16 protein-coding genes and 1 pseudogene are annotated in these 21,334 nt (G+C 62.7%); 4 read left to right on the forward strand and 13 right to left on the reverse strand.

What is annotated here, in order from left to right; translation table 11 throughout:
• Window positions 1-2 precede the first annotated feature (2 nt).
• Together yghU and rlmJ are read right to left on the reverse strand one after the other, a co-directional pair.
• On the reverse strand, window positions 3-896 hold the full coding sequence (gene yghU / locus EQZ23_RS05290) for a glutathione-dependent disulfide-bond oxidoreductase (RefSeq protein WP_128453330.1): 894 nt from the start codon (window positions 894-896) through the stop codon (window positions 3-5).
• A 401-nt stretch (window positions 897-1,297) separates the two neighbouring features.
• Entirely contained in the window at window positions 1,298-2,128 is an 831-nt protein-coding gene (gene rlmJ / locus EQZ23_RS05295) for a 23S rRNA (adenine(2030)-N(6))-methyltransferase RlmJ (protein ID WP_128453331.1), read from the reverse strand.
• A 1,441-nt stretch (window positions 2,129-3,569) separates the two neighbouring features.
• On the opposite strand from rlmJ, the gene EQZ23_RS05300 reads away from it, so the two are divergent.
• On the forward strand, window positions 3,570-4,013 hold the full coding sequence (locus EQZ23_RS05300) for a hypothetical protein (protein ID WP_128453332.1): 444 nt from the start codon (window positions 3,570-3,572) through the stop codon (window positions 4,011-4,013).
• A gap of 89 nt (window positions 4,014-4,102) precedes the next feature.
• On the opposite strand, the gene EQZ23_RS05305 is transcribed toward EQZ23_RS05300, so the two are convergent.
• Both EQZ23_RS05305 and EQZ23_RS05310 read right to left on the reverse strand, forming a co-directional pair.
• The gene (locus EQZ23_RS05305) at window positions 4,103-5,092 is read right to left on the reverse strand and encodes a GGDEF domain-containing protein (RefSeq protein ID WP_164913381.1); all 990 of its coding nucleotides are present in this window, start codon (window positions 5,090-5,092) and stop codon (window positions 4,103-4,105) included.
• Between the two features lie 72 nt (window positions 5,093-5,164).
• Window positions 5,165-5,929: a Crp/Fnr family transcriptional regulator gene (locus EQZ23_RS05310; RefSeq protein WP_128453334.1), complete on the reverse strand. Its 765-nt coding sequence runs from the start codon at window positions 5,927-5,929 to the stop codon at window positions 5,165-5,167.
• Between the two features lie 826 nt (window positions 5,930-6,755).
• Here EQZ23_RS05310 and EQZ23_RS05315 point away from each other — a divergent pair.
• Both EQZ23_RS05315 and EQZ23_RS05320 read left to right on the forward strand, forming a co-directional pair.
• Entirely contained in the window at window positions 6,756-7,160 is a 405-nt protein-coding gene (locus tag EQZ23_RS05315) for a BLUF domain-containing protein (protein ID WP_128453335.1), read from the forward strand.
• Window positions 7,161-7,879: 719 nt separating this feature from the next.
• Window positions 7,880-8,185 (forward strand): hypothetical protein, encoded by a 306-nt coding sequence (locus EQZ23_RS05320; protein WP_128453336.1) that lies wholly within the window; start codon window positions 7,880-7,882, stop codon window positions 8,183-8,185.
• A gap of 853 nt (window positions 8,186-9,038) precedes the next feature.
• Here EQZ23_RS05320 and EQZ23_RS05325 read toward each other — a convergent pair.
• Window positions 9,039-9,947 (reverse strand): LysR family transcriptional regulator, encoded by a 909-nt coding sequence (locus EQZ23_RS05325; protein WP_128453337.1) that lies wholly within the window; start codon window positions 9,945-9,947, stop codon window positions 9,039-9,041.
• Window positions 9,948-10,031: 84 nt separating this feature from the next.
• Window positions 10,032-10,403: a cyclophilin-like fold protein gene (locus EQZ23_RS05330; RefSeq protein ID WP_128453338.1), complete on the reverse strand. Its 372-nt coding sequence runs from the start codon at window positions 10,401-10,403 to the stop codon at window positions 10,032-10,034.
• A 513-nt stretch (window positions 10,404-10,916) separates the two neighbouring features.
• On the opposite strand from EQZ23_RS05330, the gene EQZ23_RS05335 reads away from it, so the two are divergent.
• On the forward strand, window positions 10,917-12,113 hold the full coding sequence (locus EQZ23_RS05335; protein WP_240663272.1) for an MFS transporter: 1,197 nt from the start codon (window positions 10,917-10,919) through the stop codon (window positions 12,111-12,113).
• Between the two features lie 51 nt (window positions 12,114-12,164).
• Here the strand turns inward: EQZ23_RS05335 and paoC (EQZ23_RS05340) are convergent, their stop codons facing one another.
• From paoC (EQZ23_RS05340) to EQZ23_RS05370, 7 genes and pseudogenes are all read right to left on the reverse strand, one after another.
• On the reverse strand, window positions 12,165-14,375 hold the full coding sequence (paoC, locus tag EQZ23_RS05340) for an aldehyde oxidoreductase molybdenum-binding subunit PaoC (RefSeq protein ID WP_128453340.1): 2,211 nt from the start codon (window positions 14,373-14,375) through the stop codon (window positions 12,165-12,167).
• Complete coding sequence (locus EQZ23_RS05345; protein WP_128453619.1) at window positions 14,372-14,980, reverse strand: cysteine hydrolase; 609 nt, start codon at window positions 14,978-14,980, stop codon at window positions 14,372-14,374. Before EQZ23_RS05345 ends, paoC (EQZ23_RS05340) begins: the two co-directional genes overlap by 4 nt.
• A gap of 50 nt (window positions 14,981-15,030) precedes the next feature.
• A pseudogene (gene paoC, locus EQZ23_RS05350) lies at window positions 15,031-17,245 on the reverse strand (aldehyde oxidoreductase molybdenum-binding subunit PaoC).
• A 4-nt stretch (window positions 17,246-17,249) separates the two neighbouring features.
• Complete coding sequence (locus EQZ23_RS05355; RefSeq protein WP_128453341.1) at window positions 17,250-18,200, reverse strand: xanthine dehydrogenase family protein subunit M; 951 nt, start codon at window positions 18,198-18,200, stop codon at window positions 17,250-17,252.
• The gene (gene paoA, locus EQZ23_RS05360) at window positions 18,197-18,835 is read right to left on the reverse strand and encodes an aldehyde dehydrogenase iron-sulfur subunit PaoA (protein ID WP_128453342.1); all 639 of its coding nucleotides are present in this window, start codon (window positions 18,833-18,835) and stop codon (window positions 18,197-18,199) included. Before paoA ends, EQZ23_RS05355 begins: the two co-directional genes overlap by 4 nt.
• On the reverse strand, window positions 18,819-19,937 hold the full coding sequence (locus EQZ23_RS05365) for an XdhC family protein (protein WP_128453343.1): 1,119 nt from the start codon (window positions 19,935-19,937) through the stop codon (window positions 18,819-18,821). Before EQZ23_RS05365 ends, paoA begins: the two co-directional genes overlap by 17 nt.
• A complete protein-coding gene (locus EQZ23_RS05370) occupies window positions 19,934-21,166 on the reverse strand; it encodes an MFS transporter (RefSeq protein ID WP_128453344.1) in 1,233 nt (410 codons plus the stop codon). Before EQZ23_RS05370 ends, EQZ23_RS05365 begins: the two co-directional genes overlap by 4 nt.
• Between the last annotated feature and the right edge of the window lie 168 nt (window positions 21,167-21,334).

Below are 21,334 nucleotides of genomic sequence, written 5' to 3' on the forward strand. Positions count from 1 at the left end.
CGTCACCGCGTCTGGCTTTCCGCCGCTGCTCCTTCGAGCTTGTCCTGCGTCCGGGTGTCGAAGTCGCCTGCATCATGGCGTTCGTGGAGCTGGCTGGCGGGATCGCCCATGATCCGGTTGACCATCCGCCCGCGCCGGACCGCCGGTCGCGCGCCGACCAGGTCGGTCCAGCGCAGGACGTTCTCATATGCGTCCACTTGGAGGAACTCGGCGGCATCGTACACCTGCCCCGTTACGAGCGCGCCGTACCAAGGCCACACCGCCATGTCGGCGATCGAATAGGCATCGCCTCCGACATATTCGCTCTCGCCCAGGCGCCGGTCCAACACGTCGAGCTGGCGCTTCACTTCCATAGCGAAACGATCGATCGCATATTCGATCTTCACGGGTGCGTAGGCGTAGAAATGCCCGAAGCCGCCACCCAGCATTGGCCCAGCACCCATCTGCCAGAACAGCCACGACAGCACTTCGGCGCGCTTTGCGACATCGGTCGGGAGGAACGCGCCGAACTTCTCGGCAAGATAGACGAGGATCGATCCCGACTCGAATACCCGGATGGGTTCCGCGCCGCTGCGATCGACCAGCGCGGGGATTTTAGAGTTGGGATTGGCGTCGACGAAGCCGCTGCCAAACTGGTCTCCGTCCATGATCTTGATCAGCCAGGCATCATACTCGGCACCCGTATGGCCGGCGGCGAGCAGCTCCTCGAGCATCACAGTCACCTTCACGCCGTTGGGCGTTGCAAGCGAATAGAGCTGGAGCGGGTGGTTACCGACGGGGAGCTCCTTGTCGTGCGTGGCACCAGCGATCGGGCGGTTTATGCTGGAAAACCGGCCTCCGCTGCTCTTGTCCCAAGCCCAGACCCTGGGCGGCGTGTATTCGGCCATCTCGTTCATCAGGCTTCTCCGCAATCTTCGCTCTGCTCGCCGAATTGAGCCGTTGCAGAGTTATACGCAAGAGCAGTCGCTGGGTGGAAGGCGGCCTCGACCCAACAAGTGGACGTTGAGCCGCAATTGCGCGCCTACCAAATTTAGACATTCGTTCATGTCGGCGCTGCCCGTCGATGAGCGGCCTTTGAAAAATAAGAAGTAGAATTTAGTCGCCGTACCCAGCGCTTTCGACAATCGACTATTTTACTGGAAAAGCAAAGCCAAGTGACCCCGGTGAACGCGGAGCGCCAGCCAGCGATCAACAATAACCGACCTTCGACGGGGAGCGACTCTAGCGAGATGCTTTGCTTTAAACCTGCAGAGCGGGAAATTCTACGTTTGGAGAAGATGGCGATGCAAGCTTTGTTTTAACCCTCCAACCAAGCGGTTGTGATCTCGCCTTTATGCCCCTCCGGCGCCAGCACGGCACGCAATGACTCCAGCAGAGGTGGTAGCGCCTGTATGAACGCGTAGGGCGGGTTGACGATATAAAGGCCTGCGCCATTATAGATGCCGTGCTGGTCGTCATCGTACAGCCAATGCTCCACACTCAGCAATTTCGGGATGCCGGTTCGGCGTAACTGCTCGTTCCACCGCCGATGCACGGCGCGGTCTTTCAGCGGATACCAGATCATCGTCACGCCGTGCGCCCATTTGCGGTAAGCAGCGGCGAGCGTGGCCGTGATACGTGCGCGGTCATCGGGCTGCTCGTACGGCGGGTCGACCACCACCACGCCGCGCGCGGTTCGGGGCGGCAGCGTCGCCAGCCAAAGCTCGTAGGCGTCGCGCTCGTGCACGGCAGCGGATGTGTCGCGCATCACACTGCGCAGAGTATAGGCGTCCTGGGGATGCTTTTCGTTCAGGATTAGAACATCCTGCGGGCGCAGTAGCTGCGACAGGATTCGCGGCGAGCCGGGGTAGAACCGCGGCTCGACCCCGGCATTCACTGCCTGCACGACGGCGCGGTAATCGTTCAGCAAGGGGTTTGCATCGGCAAAGGCCCGCAGCACGCCCTGCATGGACTCGCCGGTGCGTTGTGCATCCTCGCCGTCGAGGTCGTACAGCCCGCAGCCGGCATGGGTGTCAATCAGGGTCAACGCACCCGGTTTTTGCTGCAGGGCCCGCACGAGGGCGATCAGTAGGCTGTGTTTCACGACGTCGGCACTATTGCCGGCATGGAAGGAATGGCGATAATTCATTGCGACACGAAATCCTGACGATCTACCTTTATGCGTGCCACTTGGCGCGGTTGCCGAGCGCGAGGCGACCGAAGTCACCAAGCCGGTGCTGGTATAAAGTCGGGCGGAAACCTTCAACGGACTTTTGCGCGAGGCCTGGAGCCCTCGTTAGCAGTCGTTGCCAGGAACGAAGGCGCTAGGCTCCGGGAGCGGCGCTGACCCAGAACCGGACGTTCACGCCCCTCCCCTCGTTCCCCAACTTCGGACGCTGGTTCATCTTTGCGAGTAACCGATTTTCAGGCCCGGCTATCCGCTCGTGAATGTCGTGATTGGGAAGGAAAGCGGACGGGCGGCTTTCGGGAAGGTGAGTGGCGATAGTCGACATTGGGCAGCTGCCGGCTTTCCCAAAAAGGATCGAAATTCGAGAAATTGGCCGACCGGCTCAGAGACGGCATCGCGCCTCGCGCGGGTCGGTGGCGAACATGGAACGCCAGAGTTAGGCGCTGTACTTTTGCTCGAGTTGACCATTGAAGTGGTGGCTTTTGATATAAACCCGTGCGCCAGCCACGGTAGGTCGGGGACGTACTCTATCGGCTATTCTCACGAGGTCATCGATATTCTGACTAACCCAGGACGCCATGTTTTCTCCCGAGATTTGCGTACCTGCCGCGGCTTCGATTGCTTCGCGCGTGACGACAACGATGTATCGTACCCCATCGGCGTGAGCGGGAAATTTCACGCTTTCCCCTTTTATCGCCACCGAACTTCCCCCTTTATATCGCCGCATAGCTCACAGCAGGGACGGTCATGAGTGTCGCTTGGAGGCCCTCGCAACGCGAAAACGCGTTGGGTAAAAACCGACGCTAACAGGTTGAAACGGCTTTGCTATACCAACCTAGCGCAGCAAATATACCCTAACCTGAATTAAGTTCCAAAACGACGGATCGTTTTGGGTTGACCTACGTTTATCTAGTACGACCAACATAGGTTAGGCCGGTTGAGCGAGTTTCTCGTCACCACCCCGCCCTGATGGATGCGCTAAGTCGCACCAGACCGAAGAGTTCGGGAACATCCCATGCTCCGCTGCCGGCGAGAGTGAAGGGTGACGCGATTTAACGGACATCGGCGGAGAACGATTATGCCATCCAGTTGGATGACGAACGCCAAACCAGCGTTCAACACGCCTCGGTTTGTGCCACTTACGAATGGCGCACGCGCCGCAATCCGGATCGCTAGATCTGGAGGCACCCGCAGCGCACTCGCGATCGGAAGCGCCGCTAGCCCTGTTATGCGCGGCGTCGTGACCGCGTTGCCGCTATCGGCCTTGGTCTGGATCGCCATACTGCTTCTCTGCCTGGGCTAGCAGCGAAGGCCCCCTACTCCACGTCGCCGCGCTCGACTGGCCAAAATTCGATCAATTTCACTCTCGTTCGTCCTCGCGCCTCGCGGGGTTAGGATCGCCATGCTCAGAAACATTCTCGCTTGCGCAGCAGCGTCGCTTCTCGCGCTCACCCCGCAACCCGCGGTGGCCCAACGGCTTATTCTTCCGGGTGCGTTGTTGCTTGCAGGCTACCGCGCGACCTGCGGCCCGGTCGATACGATGATCCAGCCTATCAACGACATCGCTGCGGCATATAAAGGTCGTATCATCCTTCATCCGCGCGTGCTCGACCTTCCCCGTGCGCAACAGCTTTTCTGGTACACGCATGAATGTGCACATCAGATCTTTGGCCCTGGCGAGGCAGCGGCCGATTGCTGGGCCGTACAACAGGGCAAGATACAGGGATGGCTGTCACGGGAAGAGCTAACCAAGCTCGCCGATTCCATGCAGCAATTTCCCGGCGATGATACTCATGCCAGTGGGGGAGAGCGTATCTCCTATATGGAAAAGTGCTTCCGCAATTAATTTAACTTATAATTGTAAATTGGCGCAGTAAAGGAATTTGCTGATTCCCAAATTACGGCGCCCGCCGGTCTATCTCGTTGATCGTTAGGCTATACACGGGGCATCGCGTTCTGGGCGCGGTATGACGGCCCATCACCTTCCAAACCCTTCTCTTCTTCAGCAGGCCCATCTTCAAAGGCCCATATGCTCTTTCCGGCGTCTTTGGCCCGATACAATGTTTGATCGGCAACGCGCAGTGTCTCCGCCACGCCCACGCCTGTCGCTGCTCCCAAACTGCACGTTGCGCCGTACTCCGTCTTAGTGAGCGCCGCCATTACGGCATCATGGATCTTACCGCTTTTTCTTTCTGCGGATGCCGTGTCGCGAACGGCGAGACAGAATGCAAACTCGTCGCCACCCAGGCGAGCGGTCACGTCATAGGGCCGGACGGCTGAGAGAAGGGCATCTGCCACGATACTCAAGACATCGTCTCCGGCAGCGTGCCCATAGCGGTCGTTGATCGCCTTGAAATCATCCACATCGATCAACCCGCACAGGAGGATCCGGTTATCTCGCGCGCTGGCGAGTTCCAAGCTGCTGCTCTCCCTTTTGAACGCCCTACGATTGCCTAGCCCGGTCAGTGGATCGATCTGGGCGTTTGCCCGCTCCTGATCGAAGGTTCGGCGGAAAGCTCCGACGAACAGAATGATAAACGTCACACCGAATACCCTTACGCCCGCATTCAAGGCGGCGGTCGAGGTCGACACGGTCGAGGCCTGTGCGGAGAGGCCATCGCCAAAGCCGTTGAGCTGCAGGGTTACGGAGATCACGATGAGGCCGGATACGACGCCGGCGATCCTGCCAAGGCACCATACAGTAAAACACAAGGGCGCCAGATATACAGAGTTCAGACAAAGATGCGGTCCTGTCGCACCATCCACGATCAGGACAGCGCTCCACAGCAAGATTAGCCAGGCTGCGGCTACCGTCCTGTTCACATCGGCCGATCCGCGCAGCGCTGCTTCGAGCGGCGACCATTTTACTGGCACGTTACGGCGATCAAAGGCTGTGGCTATGTTGAGGTCTAGCGTACTCTTCAAAAGCACCGTGACCTACCCAATGGTGCCAGCACGTTTGCCAAACGCTGTCGGCGACAGGAAAACCTCAATCTCCTACGCATGGTCAGGTGGCCGTACTACCGCATCAGGTGGGTTCATGTGCAGATATCGGCTGTTGAAGCCTGCTTCCGCTACCAACACTTCCCAATCCGGAATGGTCACGCCGCGCTTGCTGTGCACAATCAGGCCATCGCTAACGAGACCTTTCAGGATCCTGTTGACGTGGACAGCCGTCAAACCAAGGGCATCCGCCAGTTGCTCCTGCGTCATCGGCAGTTCGTATGCCTGACCAGGCGGCAGGCCGTGCTTGTCGAGCCTGAAGGCGAACTCGCAAAGCAGATGAGCAATGCGCGTGCGCGCGTCGCGACGTCCGATCCCAAGCATCCATTCCCGCGCGATCGATAACTCGACGATCGTTGTCACAATGAGCGCGTGCGCTATCGAAGGGTGTTCTGCCGCAAGCCGGCGCAGTGCCTTGTGGGATATCGTCACGACCTCACACCGTGTCAGGGCCTGCACATTGTTGTCCGCAGTGGCGAGGTGCAGCTGTTGCAGATCGTAGACCTCGCCGGGGATATGGATTGAGACGATCTGGCGCAGGCCTTCCACGCTGATTTTGTGGCGGTAGGCGAGACCCGAAACTAACGTGCCGCATCGGTCCGGCGTATCGCCGTCGCGAAGCAAATAACTACCGGCCTCGAAAATGCGTGACGCGTACGGTAGTTCGAGCAGGCTGACACGATCCTCCACTGAGATAGGCGCGTGGAGTGCAAGTCTGTCGGCCATACAAACGAGCGGACTGATGTTGGTTACGTTCATGATTGATCTCACCAAATGCAAGGCGAGATCGCGTGCACTCTAGATTTATATCTAATGGGTTATAATTTACGATAGGCAAACCTATTATAACCTAATTCGGCAATCTAATTGTTTTTATATTTTGCCGGTACTGTAAGGTGCTCTAATCTGGCGACTTTAATATTTTAGCCAACTAACTAGATCAATGTTTGTAGCACTAGAATAACATATTCTTGCTCTTATCGTAGTTATATTACGCCATGAGCATCGTTTGGTTGGCCACCGCCGATCGAGGCACTGCTGACCGCATGCTTCTTGGCGGTCATTATTGACGTCAGTGACCGATGCTCCCCAGCGGCATTTGCATCGCTGTCGATCGATCTGGCGAGCTGCCTGGCAAGCTGCGGGCATCTTCAATCCAGTGCATGTCCAGCCTTCTCGATTGGGAACGCATAGCGAGACAGTCGCCGGAGCGATCACGGCCAGAGCCGTCCAAGGCACCCCGTTTCCCAAAATCTGTTCCCGATTGCTCTTTCCCGAGATGGCCTTTCGGAGACGGAGAAACGGGAAAGATCGCGCTTAACGAATGGCCAGTCTTGGGAGCCCGGATCGCCATCCCCAACGACCGGAAATGGGCGTAAGCGGAATGGTCGGTATGGGGAGGAAAACGGACTGGCGGCTTTCGGGAAGGCAAGTGGCAAGGTCGACATAGTTGCACCACTGCCTTTCTACAGAAGCGATTGGTGATTGGGACGCTATGAGGCTCGTGCATCGCGAGGATACTTATGCTCCGATTGAGAGAACGTTTACGATTCAGTCGGTAGGGTCGCCCATACGGAGGCGACTTGTGATAAGATTAATTTACATCAGCACCGCGCGTAGCGTGCTGTCAGAACAGGAGCTGGATGAGATCCTGCGAGTGTCGCGCCGGAACAATCAGGCGGTGGAGGTCACAGGCCTTTTGATCGTTGGAGGACGCCGATTCCTACAGGCTCTCGAAGGTCCTGCAGAAGCCGTCATGAAGACCTATGACCGTATCAAGGCCGATGGTCGGCACTTTGCCGCTGTGATATTGAGCGATCGGGAGATTGCCAAGCGCAGCTTTTCCGAATGGGCGATGGGCTATCAACCGGCTGGCATGCCGCGTGCCGAAGGCACCGTCGCCAATGACGTAGCCGAACTTATCGCGCCGATAACAGATCCAATCGTGTATGCTTATTTCGCAGAATTCGCGAAGAAACACGCCGCCTGAACCACTGATCATTTTCGCGGCCCGGATTACGGGCGCAAGCGTCCGGATGTGAGCGACCTGCGCCTGTTGTACCAGCCGTTTACTGGTGCCGGTCGTGGGGATGCACCTGCACGATCGCTTTAAAGCTGCGTTCTCGCACCACAGGCGTCGCGTCCGCGAAAGTCCGGTATGGGAAGCAATGTGCGAATCAATCGACCACGATGGCGGTCGAGATAGAGTCTTGCCGCCCCGTCACGATGCGTGCGGCTTACCGTCTGCCGTTTGCCATGGGGCATGGCCCTCGTCAGTAGCCTCTCGCACAGCCGTGATGTCTGACGCCCTAACGTCAATCAAACCGATTTCGGCGCCGTTTATTGTAAATCTTCGACGAACAGCCCGATTCAAAAGCTCTTGGCGGCCGTCATCATCGAGATCACGGCCATCGTGCAGCAAGCGCTCGTGGGCTGATGCCGATAGTACACCTCGGACTACCAACACCTTCGGCAGAAATACCCCCGGAAGCCCCCCGTCATCGACTGTGAATTCAAACTGTCGATCAGCATGCATCATGTCGTTCCTAAATGTGAAACGTTCTCCAATCCTCGAGCTACGGCCAAGCTTCGGATGAAGATGCAGCACGTGTGAGGCGCGTATGCGTAAGCGATCGTCCCCGCTTCCTGTGCGCCTTGGGAATGGCCGGGTTGGGAAGGAAAACGGACTGGCCGCTATTGGAAAGACAGATGGCGTTAGTGGACGCTGCCGGACGCTGCGGCCTCCTCAAAAGGTTCGAATATCGGGAACTGCCGGATCTGGAGAAAACCGCGGCGTTCATCCGGCTACGAGTGCATTCTAGCCATCAAGTACATCAGCAACAGCAAGACGGCGATCGTGATGACGATGAGCATCGCGATTGGGAAGAGCAACCCGGCGCTGTTGTCGTGCCGCCAAGCCAGCATGAGAAACGTTGCTATCACGCCTATCGTAAGCCCACGCGGACCGAAGGCAACGCTTCCTACACCGACAATCAGGACAGCCAAGCCAACTGAAACCCCAACGCGCGAAGCTGTTTTTGAGGGTTCCATCGGTCTGACGATGTCACCGACGAGCGTGAGGCGCAACATAAGCATGCCTGCCGATGCCGATCCCCTGGAGTTTAGACGGCGGTAACAATCCCGCGAGGAGTAGAATTTCGGGAATGTTGGGGTTGGGAAGGTTAGCGGACGTCCCGATGCCGCTTCATCGCGGCAACATAAACCATCGGGACGTAGACGCAGCTACCCAAAATCGTGATGCCAACTGCCGGGAGGGAAACCCACAAGCTCGACGGCCCGTGAAGACCGATGATCGCGCAAATCAGCACTGCTACGATGGCAGGTATCGTCCAGATGGCTGCATCATGCCAAATGCCCCCAAGGAGGAAGCCAACAGCGTCAGGCCGAGAGGCCGCGTCCGCCCGCATTGCAAGTCGATCGTGATATCCTTGGATCATAACCCATATGTCTCACGGACACTCAATGTCGGAAATTGGGCGAAGGCACCCTGCCTTCCGGCTTCCGGCCAGACCCAAAATTGGACGTTCAGGCCGCCCTGCTCGCTTCCCAGCTTCGGCCGTTCATTCATGTAGACTGATCCGCTCGCCGTAAGCGACGTGTTGAGGAAGCGGAACGGCGAAAAGTGGGACAAAGCCGTCGTTTAGGCGCAGTAGGCTGACCGGCGGCTATCGCCAGATTCGGCCGTTCGCAAGCCGATCTCTCGTCCTACCTCCTATACGCCAGATGGGTGGATAGCTGCCCGTCCGCCTTCAGGGGGTATAGGTAAAAGCGCAGCGCATGTTGGTCGGTGAAGCCACAGTGGCAGATATGCGCCTCATTTCGTTCAGGTCCCGTTTGCTCCGCACCGCTAAAGACCTAGCGGACGAAGTTCGCGAATGAGGTCGATCAACAGCTTCAGGCCGGTCGGCACCTGATGACGGCTGGAATAATAGACATGGTAGGCCGGGCCTGTCGTCGCCCAGTCATCGAGTACCGGCCGCAGCTCCCCGCGCGCGATATAGGGGGCGAAGGTTGGCTCCATGCCGTACATCAGTCCGGTACCGCCGAGCGCCATGGCCAGCATCGCTCGCCCCCCGTTCACGAGGATCTTGCTCGCCACCGGGACCGAGAATTCACCCTCGGGACCCTCGAACTCCCAACGGTAGATATGCGCATTGCCGAGCCGGACGCCGAGACAGTGGTGATGCTCCAGGTCCGAAGGGTGCTGCGGAACGCCGAACTTTTCGAGATAGGCCGGCGACGCGACGACCACCCAGCGAAGCTCACCCGACAGGCGCTGTGCCACCATGTCTTCGGGCACCGTTCCGCCGTAACGGATCCCGGCGTCGAAGCCGTCTTCGATGACGTCCGTCATTTGGTCCCGCGCGGTGATATCGATCTCGATATCGGGATATCGCTCCATGAAAACCGGCATGATCGGCGCCAGCAACAAGGGCGCCGCTTCAGCCGCCACGTTGAGACGAACCCGTCCGGTCGGCGCGTCGCGATAGCGGTTGAGGCCCTCGACAGCTTGATCGATCGTGCCGAACGGCTCAGCCACCTTGTCACGCAGTTCCTCGCCGGCGGCCGTCAACGTGACGCTCCGGTTCGTGCGGTGGAGGAGGCGGACGCCGAGCCGTGCCTCGAGCCCCTTCAAGGCATGACTGAGCGCCGATGCGCTGACGCCGAGTTCGAGCCCGGCCAGCCGGAAACTACGATGCCGGGAGATTGCCAGGAAATAGGTCAGGTCGGCGAGGTCGGATCGGCTGGTCGGCATGGTGTATCCTGCGCTCTATGGTTTCGCCTCGCAAGCGATCGACCGGCGGCTGCGGGATCGACAGGGACGTCCTCGCTTGGAGGATCAGCGTTTCGTCGGAGGAGCAACGCGCCGTCGGATCGTGACCTTCACGGCACCGGGTCTCGAGAGATCGGCGTAAGTCCCGTCGATCCGACCGAGGATCACGAGGCCAGGAGAGTGCGGGCCATCCTTGTGGTAGAGCGCGATGTTCCGCCAAGGCGCGTAATAGCCGATCTCTCCGGCGCGGGGCGTGACCGAGGCCGGTGCGCCGTCGAGGGTCAGCGGTCGGGGCAAGGTGGCGACCTTTTCCGTCGCTGCATAATCGGTCAGCGTCAGGTCGAGCGGCAACTGCGCGAGAAAATCGCGTGACGACGGGGTGTCTGCGATCTGCGCGGTCCATAGCTGGGTCCCGGCACCAATTTCGATGGTCGTCATTGCTCGTGTCTCTCGGACGCTGTTTTCATTGGATATCACGGCGTTGGTTGCCTTCGCGGTCGCTGCGGGTTGGCCGCAGGCCGTCAGCAGAGCCAACAGACAGAGAAGGGGGCGTCTTGCCTCGATAGTGCGCATGGTCACCTTCCCCCCCTTACGTCCTCGTGGCGCGCTACCGCCGGAGCACCGCCAGGCCCGATCCGAAGCCGAAGCGTCGCGATTTGCTCGCTTGCGCATCGGCAATGGCGGCTTCAAGCGCGGCGATCGTCGGCCGGCATGTGTGTCGATCGTGATCTAATGGCGCCCCCCCGCCCGAACAACACGACCTTGCGTTGATGTTATGATGAGCAGCGTTCAGCATGCGACAGTGTCCACGCCACGTAACGGCCGTCATGACGCCTGCTCATCAGGGCGTTGAGCAGCGGCCATGCCACGATCGCGCGGGCGGATCGTAGGACAGTCCTTTCCCATCGATCGGGCACATCGATCGTCCGGCGGTCCCAATAAGGTATGGTCTTGGATATCGAACCACAGGCGCGCGCCGAGCGCGACACGCTGCCGATCGGCGCGCTCATCCTGCTCGCGCTGACCGGGTTCACCGCGATCGTGACCGAGACGCTGCCGGCCGGTCTCCTGCCGCAGGTCGCCGATGACCTCGACATATCGCGTGCGCTCGCGGGCCAGATGGTCACGGTCTATGCCGTCGGATCGGTGATGGCGGCGATCCCGCTGGTCAGTTTCACGCAGAGCTATGCGCGCAAGCCACTTCTGCTCGCGGCGATCATCGGCCTGCTGGTGTTCGATGTCGTGACCGCGCTATCGCACAACTATGCGATCACGCTTGTCGCGCGGTTTGCGGCGGGCGTTGCGGCCGGGCTCGGCTGGGGCATTCTCGGAGGCTATGCGCGCCGGCTGGTGGTGGATCGGCTCAAGGGCCGGGCGCTCGCGCTGGCGATGATCGGCACGCCGCTGGCGCTGTCGGTGGGCGTGCCGTCGGGCACGTTCGCGGGCGGGGCGATCGGGTGGCGAACCGCGTTCCTGGTGCTCGCGGGGCTAGCGCTTTGCCTCGCCGGGGCGGTGGCGTGGAAAATGCCGGACAGCGCCGGACAGCCGCCCGAGCACAAGCTGTCGAACCTGGCCGTGCTGCGGATGCCGGGCGTCGCGCCGATCCTCGTCACCGCGTTCGCGTGGGTGACGGCGCATTACATCCTCTACACTTATGTCGCGCCGTATGCGGAGTGGGCGGGCGATGGTGACCGGGTGAGCCTGTTGCTGCTGGTGTTCGGATGCGCAGCGCTTGCCGGGATCTGGATCGCGGGTGCCGCCGTCGACCGCCATCTGCGCCTCCACGTCCTCGCCAGTCTTGCGGTGTTCGCCGGTGCGACCGCGGTGCTCGGCTTTCTCCCGCACAGCGATGGAGTCCTGATTGTCGGCGTCGTCCTTTGGGGGCTGACGTTCGGCGGCGCTGCGACCTCGATCCAGACGGCGGCCTCCGACGCGGCGGGCAAAGGCGTCGATATCGTCGGTGCGATGCTGACGACGGTCTGGAATGTGAGCATCGCGTGCGGCGGCGCGGTCGGCGCGCTGATCTATCGCAGTGCGGGGGTCTCGGCGTTTTTCCCGGCGATGCTGGCCCTACTCGGCGTCGCCTTTGCGATTGCCTACGCCGCGTCAGCCAATGGTTTTACGCCGGGTGCGCGTACCGAACACTGACGCGATGGGCGGCTGCGTGCATGTTTTAGCCGCGTCTGCAGGTCTATGGCGTCACGCGATTTCCGGCAGGCCCGCGAAGTGCTTGTCGAGCGTCACCGGATATTCGCGCACCCGAACACCGGTCGCGTTGTACACCGCGTTGGCGATCGCCGGCGCTACGCCGACCAGGCCCAGTTCGCCGACCCCCTTGGCCTTGATCGGCGACATCGTAGCGTCAACCTCGTCGATGAAATGCGCCTCGAGATGCGGGACGTCGGCGTGGACCGGCACCTCGTAGCCGGCAAGGTCGTGATTGACGAAGAAGCCGAAGCGGGTGTCGACGGCCATCTCCTCCATCAGCGCGGCGCCGATCCCCATCGTCATCCCGCCGATCACCTGGCTGCGCGCCGTGAGCGGATTGAGGATGCGTCCCGCGGCGCAGACCGCCAGCATCCGGCGCACGCGGACCGCGCCGGTATAGCCGTCCACCGCAACCTCGGCGAAATGCGCGCCGACGGTCTGCTGAGCATACTCCTTGCTCAGATTGCCGAATTCCATGACATCCTCGGCGACGATCTCGCCGTCCTTGGCGGCGTCGGCGAGCGCCACCGACCGGCCCGCAGAGCTGACGCGCCCGTCCGCGAACGTCACGTCGGTCGTGTTGAAGCCCATCCGCTGTGCCACCAATTCGCGCAGCTTGGCGCAGGCGGCGTAGACGCCAGCCGTGGCCGACGCGGCGCCCGCCTGGCCGCCCGATCCGGGTGTTACTGGGAACGTGGAGTCACCGAGCTTGGCGGTCACGCGGTCGAGCGGAACGCCCATCATCTCGGCAGCGGTCTGCGCCACGATCGTGTAACTGCCCTGGCCGATGTCGGTCATGTCGGTCTCGACCGTGACGTGTCCGTCCTTGCCCAGCCGTACGCGGGCGCCGGCCTTCATGATCGGCGCACCGCGGATCGCGCTGGCGACGCCCATGCCGATCAGCCACTTGCCTTCACGCCGGCCGCCGGGTTTGGCGACCCGCGCATTCCAGCCGAACCGGTCAGCGCCCTCTTTCAGGCACTGAACGAACGGTCGGGTCGAGAATTTGCGCTCGGGCTTTGACGGGTCGACCTGCGTGTCGTTGGCGATCCGCAGCGCGACCGGATCCATGCCGAGCTTTTCGGCAAGCTCGTCCATCGCGACTTCTAGCGCCATCATCCCCGGCGCTTCGCCCGGCGCGCGCATGGCATTGCCCTCGGCGAGATCGAGGGGGGTGAGATAGCGCCGCAACAGGCGATTCTCGCCGGCATACATCAACTGCGTCGGCAGGGTTGTCGGCTCGGTGCGGCCGCCCGCCAGGTTGCCCGACCAGCTATCGTGACCGATGGCAACGAGACGGCCGTCCTTGCTGGCGCCCAGTCGAACGCGCTGGATCGTCTTGGGCCGGTGAATGGTGTTGTTGAACATCAACGGACGCTGCAGCACGACCTTGACCGGGCGACCCGATACGCGGGCGGCGATCGCCGCCAGCGCCAGATCGCTCTGCGTCGTGCCCTTGCCGCCAAAGCCGCCGCCGATGAAGGGCGAGTGCAGGCGGATATTCTCTTTCGGCGTGCCGATGATGAGCCCCAGGTCGCGACACCCCCAGCTCATCGACTGGATCGATGTCCAGCAGATCAGTGTATCGCCATCCCACCGCGCGATAGTCGCATGAGGCTCCATCATCGCATGTGCCTGGTCGGGGACCGTATAGGTTTCATCGACCTTTACCGGCGCGCTGGCAAAAGCGCTTGCGAAGTTGCCGACCGACGCGTTCGTCGAGCCACCGAACGGTTCTTCCGGCGCGATCGGAGCCGATGGTTTTTGTGCAGCCAGATCGAAGCGCCCCTTGCCGCGCGCATAGGAGACGCGGATCAGCGACGCCGCCGCGCGGGCCTGTTCGAAGGTATCGGCGACGACGACTGCGACCGCCTGGTGATAATGATCGACCATCGGGCCGGCCAGAATGCGTTGGGTATAGAACTCGCCTTTGCCGATCGGGCCCGAATTCTCGTGCGTGACGACCGCCCGGACCCCGGGCGCGGCATGTGCGGCCGCGGTATCGATACGGTCGATGCGTCCCTTGCCGATCGCGGCACCCAGGATGTAGCCATAGGCGGCATCGGGCGCGAAGTCGTGATGCTCGGCCGCGTAACGCGCCGTGCCGGTCGTCTTCAGGGGGCCTTCGACACGCGTGTGTGCGCGGCCGACCACGGTCATGCGGTCGATCGGCGTCCTGCCTGCTGGCGTGTCGAACTTCATGCGGATGTCTCCAGATCGGCGAGGAAGGCCTCGTGCGTCATCGGCCGCGAGAACATCGGGAAATTCTTTAAAACCGCTGCGTCCTGCTCTTCGGGACTTAACGTCGCGGTGCAGTCGGTCAGCGTGACGACGCGGAAGCCGCGCTCGTACGCGGAGCGCATCGTCGATTCGACGCAGCAGTTGGTCAGGAAACCGGCGATCGCCAGATCGGTGATGCCGCGCTGGCGGAGAATGAAGTCGATGTTGGTGCTCGCGAAACAGTCGAGGCCGCGCTTGCCCTCGATCACGATATCGCCGTCGACCGGTGCCATCGCATCGGCGATCGCCACGCCCCAGCTGTCCTTGCGGAACGCCTGCGCCTGCTTAATGCCGGCCAAAATACCATAGGCATCGGTCGGGATCTCGGGATAGCCCTCCGCGAAGCTGATCGGCGCGTGCATCACGGTCACGCCCTGCGCGCGCGCCTGTTCGACGACGGCGCGGCTGTGCGCCAGCATGTCGGTGTCGGCCATCACGGCCTTCACCGCGTCATGCTGGGCACCGCCCTCGCTGACGAAGTCGTTCAGGTACTCGATCAGCAACAGGGCGGTCTTTTCGGGTATCATCATCTTGTCTCCCATTCGCCCCAGATCGCAGTCGACCAGTCTGACGTGGCTCACGCCACCTTCGGCAACCGGTCGAAATGCTTGTCGAGGGTCAGCGGATAATCGCGAAGGCGAACGCCCGTCGCGTTGTACATGGCGTTCGCGACTGCCGCACCGACGCCGCACAGGCCGAGCTCGCCAATGCCCTTGGCCTTCATCGGGTTGGCCTTGTCGTCGGTTTCGTCGAGGAAGATCACGTCCTGATGCGGAATGTCGGCGTGGACCGGCACCTCGTAGCTCGCCAGATCGTGATTGACGAAGAAGCCGAAGCGCTTGTCGACCGCCAGTTCCTCCATCAACGCGCTGCCGACGCCCATCGTCATCGCACCGATCACCTGGCTGCGCGCCGATGTCGGATTGATGATCCGCCCTGATGCGCAGACCGCCAACATACGCCGCAGCCGGGTCGCGCCCGTATAGCGATCGACGCCGACCTCGACGAAGTGCGCGCCGAAGGTGGACAGCTGCCAGCTCTTGTCGAGGTCGCCAAATTCGATCTTGTCTTCGGCAACCAATTCGCCCGCGGACGCCGCCTGGCCAAGATCGGCGGAGCGATTGCCGCTCGTGACCTTGCCGCCGTCGAACACCGCATCGGCGGCATTATAGCCGAGACGCTGGGCGACAGCCTCGCGCAGCTTGACGCACGCCGCATAGACGCCCGAGGTTGCGTTGGCGGCGCCGAACTGGCCACCCGACCCGGCCGAGACCGGGAAGGCGGAGTTGCCGAGTTTCACGACGACGGCTTCGATCGGAACGCCCATCATCTCCGCCGCGGTCTGCGCGATGATCGTGTAGCTGCCGGTGCCGATGTCGGTCATGTCGGTCTCGACGGTGACAATACCGTTCTTGCCGAGCCGGACGCGGGCACCCGACGTCATGTTCATGTGGTTGCGGAACGCGGATGCCACGCCCATGCCGACAAGCCAGCGTCCGTCGCGGACCTGGCCGGGCTGCGCGTTGCGGCGCGACCAGCCGAACTGCTGTGCGCCCTCGGTCAGGCAACGCACCAGCTCGCGCTGCGAGAAGCGGCGCTTGGGGTCCTTCGGATCGACCTGCGTGTCGTTCTTCACGCGGAAGGCGATCGGATCCATGCGAAGCTTTTCCGCCATCTCGTCCATCGCGATCTCGAGCGCCATCAGCCCCGGCGCTTCACCCGGCGCACGCATCGCGTTGCCTTCGGGCAGGTCGAGCACCGCGAGCCGCATCGACGTCAGGCGGTTCGCGCCGGCATAGAGCAGGTTGGTCTGCAGCACCGCGGCTTCCGGGCTGCCGTTCGGCTGGTCGCCTGAGCCGCTCTCATGCGCGATCGCGGTGATCGTACCGTCCTTGGCCGCGCCGATGCGGATGCGCTGGCGCGTCGCCGGGCGATGCGTCGTGTTGTTGGCCATGAACGGACGGGCCATCGTAAACTTGACCGGTCGCCCCGCTGCCTTTGCGCCGAGCGCCGCGCGCCGCGAGGACGGCATCACTGCGCAGGAACAGCTTCCCGCCAAAGCCACCGCCGACATAGGGCGAGAGAAGCGTGACCTTCTCCTTCGGCATGTTCAGCGTGGTGGCGAGATCGGTGCGACCCCAGTCGATCATCTGGTTCGACGTCCACACCGTGAGCGCATCGCCGTTCCACGCGGCGATCGAGGCGAACGGCTCCATCATCGCATGGCTGTGATCCGGCGTCGAATATTCGGCGTCGAGCTTGACCGGGGCCGATGCGAAGGCGGTTTCGAAAGTGCCGACCCGGTCCTCGCCCTTGCCGGGCTTTTCCGCACCCGTCAGCGGGGCCGTCTTCAAGGCGGCATCCAGATCGAACCGGCCCTTGTCGCGCGCATAATCGACGCGGACCAACCCGGCCGCGGCGCGCGCCTGCTCGAACGTCTCGGCGACGACGATGGCGACGGCCTGGTGATAATGATCGACGTCCGGCCCGGCGAGCAGCTTGACGGTGTTGAACTTGCCCTTGCCGAGCTTGCCCACGTCGGCCGCGGTGACGATAGCGATCACGCCGGGCGCAGCCTTCGCCGCGACGGTGTCGATCGCGTTGATGCGGCCCTTGGCGACGGCGGCGCCAACGGCATAACCAATAGCGGCGTTCTCGACCTCACGGTGATGCTCATAGGCATAGGGTGCGAGCCCGGTCGCCTTGAGCGGGCCGTCGATCCGGGTGTGCGCGCGCCCGACGACCTTCATCCGGTCGATCGGGTTGGCGGTGGCGGGGGTTTCGAACTTCATGCGATTATGCCTTCGCTTCGGCGATGACTGAGGCCAGCGCGCGGGTGGCAAGCGGGAGCTTGAAGGCGTTGTCCTTGGTCGGCGTCGCGCCCTGGAACGCGCGTGCGGTCACAGCAGCGGCACCGCGAGGAAGCAGCGCATCCGCTGCCTCGACACGCCACGGACGGGGGGCCACGCCGCCAAACGCAACGCGCCCGGTACCGTCCGGCTGGATGACCGCGGCAACCGACACCAGCGCATAGGCGTAGGATGCACGATCGCGCACCTTCTCGTAGAAATGCTTGCCGCCGAGCGGCTTCGGCAGCGTTACTGCGGTGATCAGTTCGCCCTGCTTCAGCACGGTATCCTGCTGGGGCGTATCACCCCACAAACGGTGGAAATCGGCGATCGGGATCGACCGGCGCTGACCGGTCCCATCGATCGTCTCGATTACCGCGTCGAGCACGCGCATCGCCACCGCCATGTCTCCGGGGAACGTCGCGATGCAGCTGTCGCTGACGCCGATGACGCCCAACTGGCGCGAATAGCCGCCGATCGCGGCGCAGCCGGACCCCGGCTTGCGCTTGTTGCACGCCATGTTGGTGTCGTAGAAATACGAGCACCGCGTGCGCTGGAGCAGATTGCCGCCGGTCGATGCTTTGTTGCGCAACTGGCCCGAGGCGCCAGCGACGATCGCGCGGGTCAGCACGCCATAGTCGCGGCGAACCCGCTCGTCGGCGGCAAGGTCGGTGTTCGTGACCAAAGTGCCGATGCGCAGGCCACCGTCACGCGTGGCCTCGATCTTGTCGAAACCGAGGTCCTGCACGTCGACGAGATGCGTCGGCGTCTCGACCTCGATCTTCATCAGGTCGAGCAGGTTGGTCCCGCCGGCGATGAACTTGGCGGCCGGGTTGCCGGCGACCGCGCGGGCTGCGGCGCTCGCATCCTTCGCGCGCTCATAGGTGAAAGCTTTCATGCTTTTGCTCCCGCGACTTCGGCCATGGCCTCGGCGATGTTGGAATAGGCACCGCAGCGGCAGATGTTGCCGCTCATGCGCTCGCGCATCTCCATATTGGTCGCGGTCGGCTTGGTCATCAGGTCGTCCTGCGCATGGCTGGGAACACCGCGCTTGATCTCGTCGAGGACCGCGACGGCCGAGCAGATCTGGCCGGGCGTGCAATAGCCGCACTGATAGCCGTCATGCTTGATGAAGGCCGCCTGCATCGGGTGCAGCTTGTCCGGCGTACCGAGGCCCTCGATCGTCGTGATCGCGTCGCCTTCGTGCATTACCGCGAGGCTCAGGCAGGAATTGATGCGGATCCCGTCGACCATCACGGTGCAGGCGCCGCACTGGCCGTGATCGCAGCCCTTCTTGGTCCCCGTCAGGTGCAGGTGTTCGCGCAGCGCGTCGAGCAAGGTCGTGCGCGGATCGAGGCTCAGCTCGCGCTTTTCGCCGTTGACCTTGAACCGCACAGGCATGGTCGGCGTGGCGCCAGCCTGGGCCGGCGGCGTTGCGACAGCGCCGGCCGGCGATGCGGCAATCACGGCTGTCGCCGCGCTGCCCGCCAGGAGCCCACGGCGCGAAAGCTCTACTTCAGATATGCTGGGCATGGGCGTCATCTTCCTTGCTGCCGTACCGCGCGTCCGCGGTAACTGTCTGATCTACATCAACGATTGTCGAAGATTGTAACGCACGGCTATCCCGTTTGGAGCGTGCATGATGTTCAATGAGACCATGAGGACGGCTCATGGCCCAATGCTCCGGGCGAGGCTTTTCGAATGCCGTTGTCGCTTCATAAGCCTGGACCACCTGCGCCATGATCGAGAGCGCCAGCGTCTGGGGATCGCGTGTCGCCTTGATCAGCCCGACGGGGCCGACAACCGGCGCGATTTCATCCGGCGTTCCCCCTGCCACCTTAAGGCGCCGCTGGCGTTCGACATGCGTTTTCATGCTGCCCATCGCACCGACAAAGAACGGGCGTTGCTCCAGGACCTGGAGCAGGAGAGGAGTCTCCCAGTCGTGATCGTGGAACAGCGTGACGACGGCGGTCCAGGCGTCGAGGGCTAATCCGTCCGCGCGACCGACGAACCGGAGAAGACCGGCGGACAGCCCTTTCCGCCGCGTGTCCTCCACGAGCGAGGCCTGGGGGCTCAACAGTCTCACATCGGCGCCATAGGCACAGGCGATGTCGAGCATCGCGGCGGGCTCCGCGCCATGTCCCATAACCACCAGCCTCAACACCGGATCATGACGCACGCTGAAAATCGTATCGCGCCACCGCGTGCGATCGCCGTCGCGAGACCCCGCGGCAACGGTCGTCCCGTCGAGCGAGAGGTGGAGCGTGACCGGCGCGCGCCGTTCCAGAACGACGATGGCGCGATCGATCTGCCGACGATCCGGTGCTGGCGTGAACAGCAGGTCGATGCCCCCGCCGCAGGGCAGCCGAATGTCGATATAGCGCGAGCCGTCGCCATAGCGCACGTGGCGCGCGCGCCCTTCGGCAAGGGCATCCTGCGCCTCCGCGATCACGGCGGCTTTCACGCACCCGCCGGAGAACGATCCCAGCGACCGTCCGTTTTCGGCGACCGCCATATGCTCGCCCGGAGAGCGGGCCGCGCTGCCGGTGACGTCGGTCAGCGTCACCAGCGCGGCCCGCTCTCCCCGCTCGTCACAGTCGCGCAGGAAGCGCAGGATCGCCAGCGCCTGTTTCATGCAGCCATCGCCTGGGCATGGCCAGCCGGACGGCCATGGGCTCGGCCGATCGCGACTGCGGCCAGCGCGGCAATTGCGAGAAGGCCGGCGCTGACCAGGAATTCAGCGCGCGGACCGGCGGCATCGAAGACGATGCCGCCCATCGTCGCACCCAGCGTGATGGCGAGCTGCACGATCGCCACCATCAGCCCGCCGCCAGCCTCGGCATCGTCGGGCACGGTGCGCGCCAGCCATGTCCACCACGCCACCGGCGCGGACGTGCCTGCGAAACCCCAGACCGCGAGCAATATCCCGGTCGCCACGACCGACGTTCCAAGCACCGTCAGCGCCGCCGCCGTCGCCGCCATCAACGCGGGCAGCACCGCAAGCGTGAGAAACAGGCCTCCGTTCAGCACGCGGCCGATCAGTACCGTGCCGATGAATCCGGACACGCCGAGAATGAGCAGCATCACCGACAGCATCGCCGGCGAGACCTGCGTCACCTGCTCGAGGAACGGGCGGAGATACGTGAACAGCGCGAACTGCCCGACGAACAGCATCGCGACGGTCAGCAGGCCAAACACCACGGGCGGCCGGCGCAGCAGGGCGAACATGCCGCGCGCGCTCTGCCGTTCTGCGACCGGAATCGGCGGCAGCGTCAGCGCCTGCCAGATCACGGCCGCGACGGCGACGGGTACCACGCAGAAGAACGCCCCGCGCCACCCGATCAGGCTGCCGACGAAGCTGCCCAGCGGCGCGGCGAGCACCGTGGCGAGCGCATTGCCCCCGCTGATGACAGCGAGCGCTTTCGGGACCGCGTGGCTCGGGACCAGTCGCATGGCGATCGCCGCCGACATCGACCAGAACCCGCCGATCGCGATACCGAGCAGGGCGCGGCCAACCATGAAGACCAAGTAGGTCGGTGCAAACGCGACGATAGCGCCAGAGAGCACCAGCAGGCTCGTCAGGACGAGCAGCACCATCCGACGGTCGGTTTTCCCAAGCACGGAGGACAATGACAGGCTGGTGATGACCGCGAACAGCCCGGATATCGCGATTGCCTGTCCGGCCTTGCCCTCGGTGAGGTTCAGCGTGCGCGCGATGGGGCTGAGCAGGCTGACCGGCATAAATTCGGACGCGATGAGCACGAAGCTGCACAGCGCCATCGCATATACCGCGCCCCAGCATGCCGGCTGATCGCCGATGCGCGCGGCACCAGGCTCCGCGGTCGGGGCGGTGAAACTTGCCATTATGGCTCTCCAGATTGTGCCAAATGCGCCCGGGCCCGCAGGTAAGGGATCACCACCGATCCGGGCGCTAGCGCCGTGCCGGTTCGGGGACGAACGGTGGGCTGCGAAGAGGTGCAATTTAGGGAAATTGCAGGCGATCGACAATTCCGCCAACCGTTGATGCCCTGA

The organism is Sphingomonas sp. UV9 (assembly GCF_004101245.1).
In the GTDB taxonomy this organism is placed as follows: domain Bacteria; phylum Pseudomonadota; class Alphaproteobacteria; order Sphingomonadales; family Sphingomonadaceae; genus Sphingomonas.

What these genes read in the sequence shown, in the direction of transcription:
- yghU (WP_128453330.1), bottom strand. Translation starts at nt 896, where the DNA reads ATGAACGAGATGGCCGAATACACGCCGCCCAGGGTCTGGGCTTGGGAC.
- rlmJ (WP_128453331.1), bottom strand. Translation starts at nt 2,128, where the DNA reads ATGAATTATCGCCATTCCTTCCATGCCGGCAATAGTGCCGACGTCGTG.
- EQZ23_RS05300 (WP_128453332.1), top strand. Translation starts at nt 3,570, where the DNA reads ATGCTCAGAAACATTCTCGCTTGCGCAGCAGCGTCGCTTCTCGCGCTC.
- EQZ23_RS05310 (WP_128453334.1), bottom strand. Translation starts at nt 5,929, where the DNA reads ATGAACGTAACCAACATCAGTCCGCTCGTTTGTATGGCCGACAGACTT.
- EQZ23_RS05320 (WP_128453336.1), top strand. Translation starts at nt 7,880, where the DNA reads ATGGCGTTAGTGGACGCTGCCGGACGCTGCGGCCTCCTCAAAAGGTTC.
- EQZ23_RS05325 (WP_128453337.1), bottom strand. Translation starts at nt 9,947, where the DNA reads ATGCCGACCAGCCGATCCGACCTCGCCGACCTGACCTATTTCCTGGCA.
- EQZ23_RS05330 (WP_128453338.1), bottom strand. Translation starts at nt 10,403, where the DNA reads ATGACGACCATCGAAATTGGTGCCGGGACCCAGCTATGGACCGCGCAG.
- paoC (WP_128453340.1), bottom strand. Translation starts at nt 14,375, where the DNA reads ATGAAGTTCGACACGCCAGCAGGCAGGACGCCGATCGACCGCATGACC.
- EQZ23_RS05345 (WP_128453619.1), bottom strand. Translation starts at nt 14,980, where the DNA reads ATGATACCCGAAAAGACCGCCCTGTTGCTGATCGAGTACCTGAACGAC.
- EQZ23_RS05355 (WP_128453341.1), bottom strand. Translation starts at nt 18,200, where the DNA reads ATGAAAGCTTTCACCTATGAGCGCGCGAAGGATGCGAGCGCCGCAGCC.
- paoA (WP_128453342.1), bottom strand. Translation starts at nt 18,835, where the DNA reads ATGCCCAGCATATCTGAAGTAGAGCTTTCGCGCCGTGGGCTCCTGGCG.
- EQZ23_RS05365 (WP_128453343.1), bottom strand. Translation starts at nt 19,937, where the DNA reads ATGAAACAGGCGCTGGCGATCCTGCGCTTCCTGCGCGACTGTGACGAG.
- EQZ23_RS05370 (WP_128453344.1), bottom strand. Translation starts at nt 21,166, where the DNA reads ATGGCAAGTTTCACCGCCCCGACCGCGGAGCCTGGTGCCGCGCGCATC.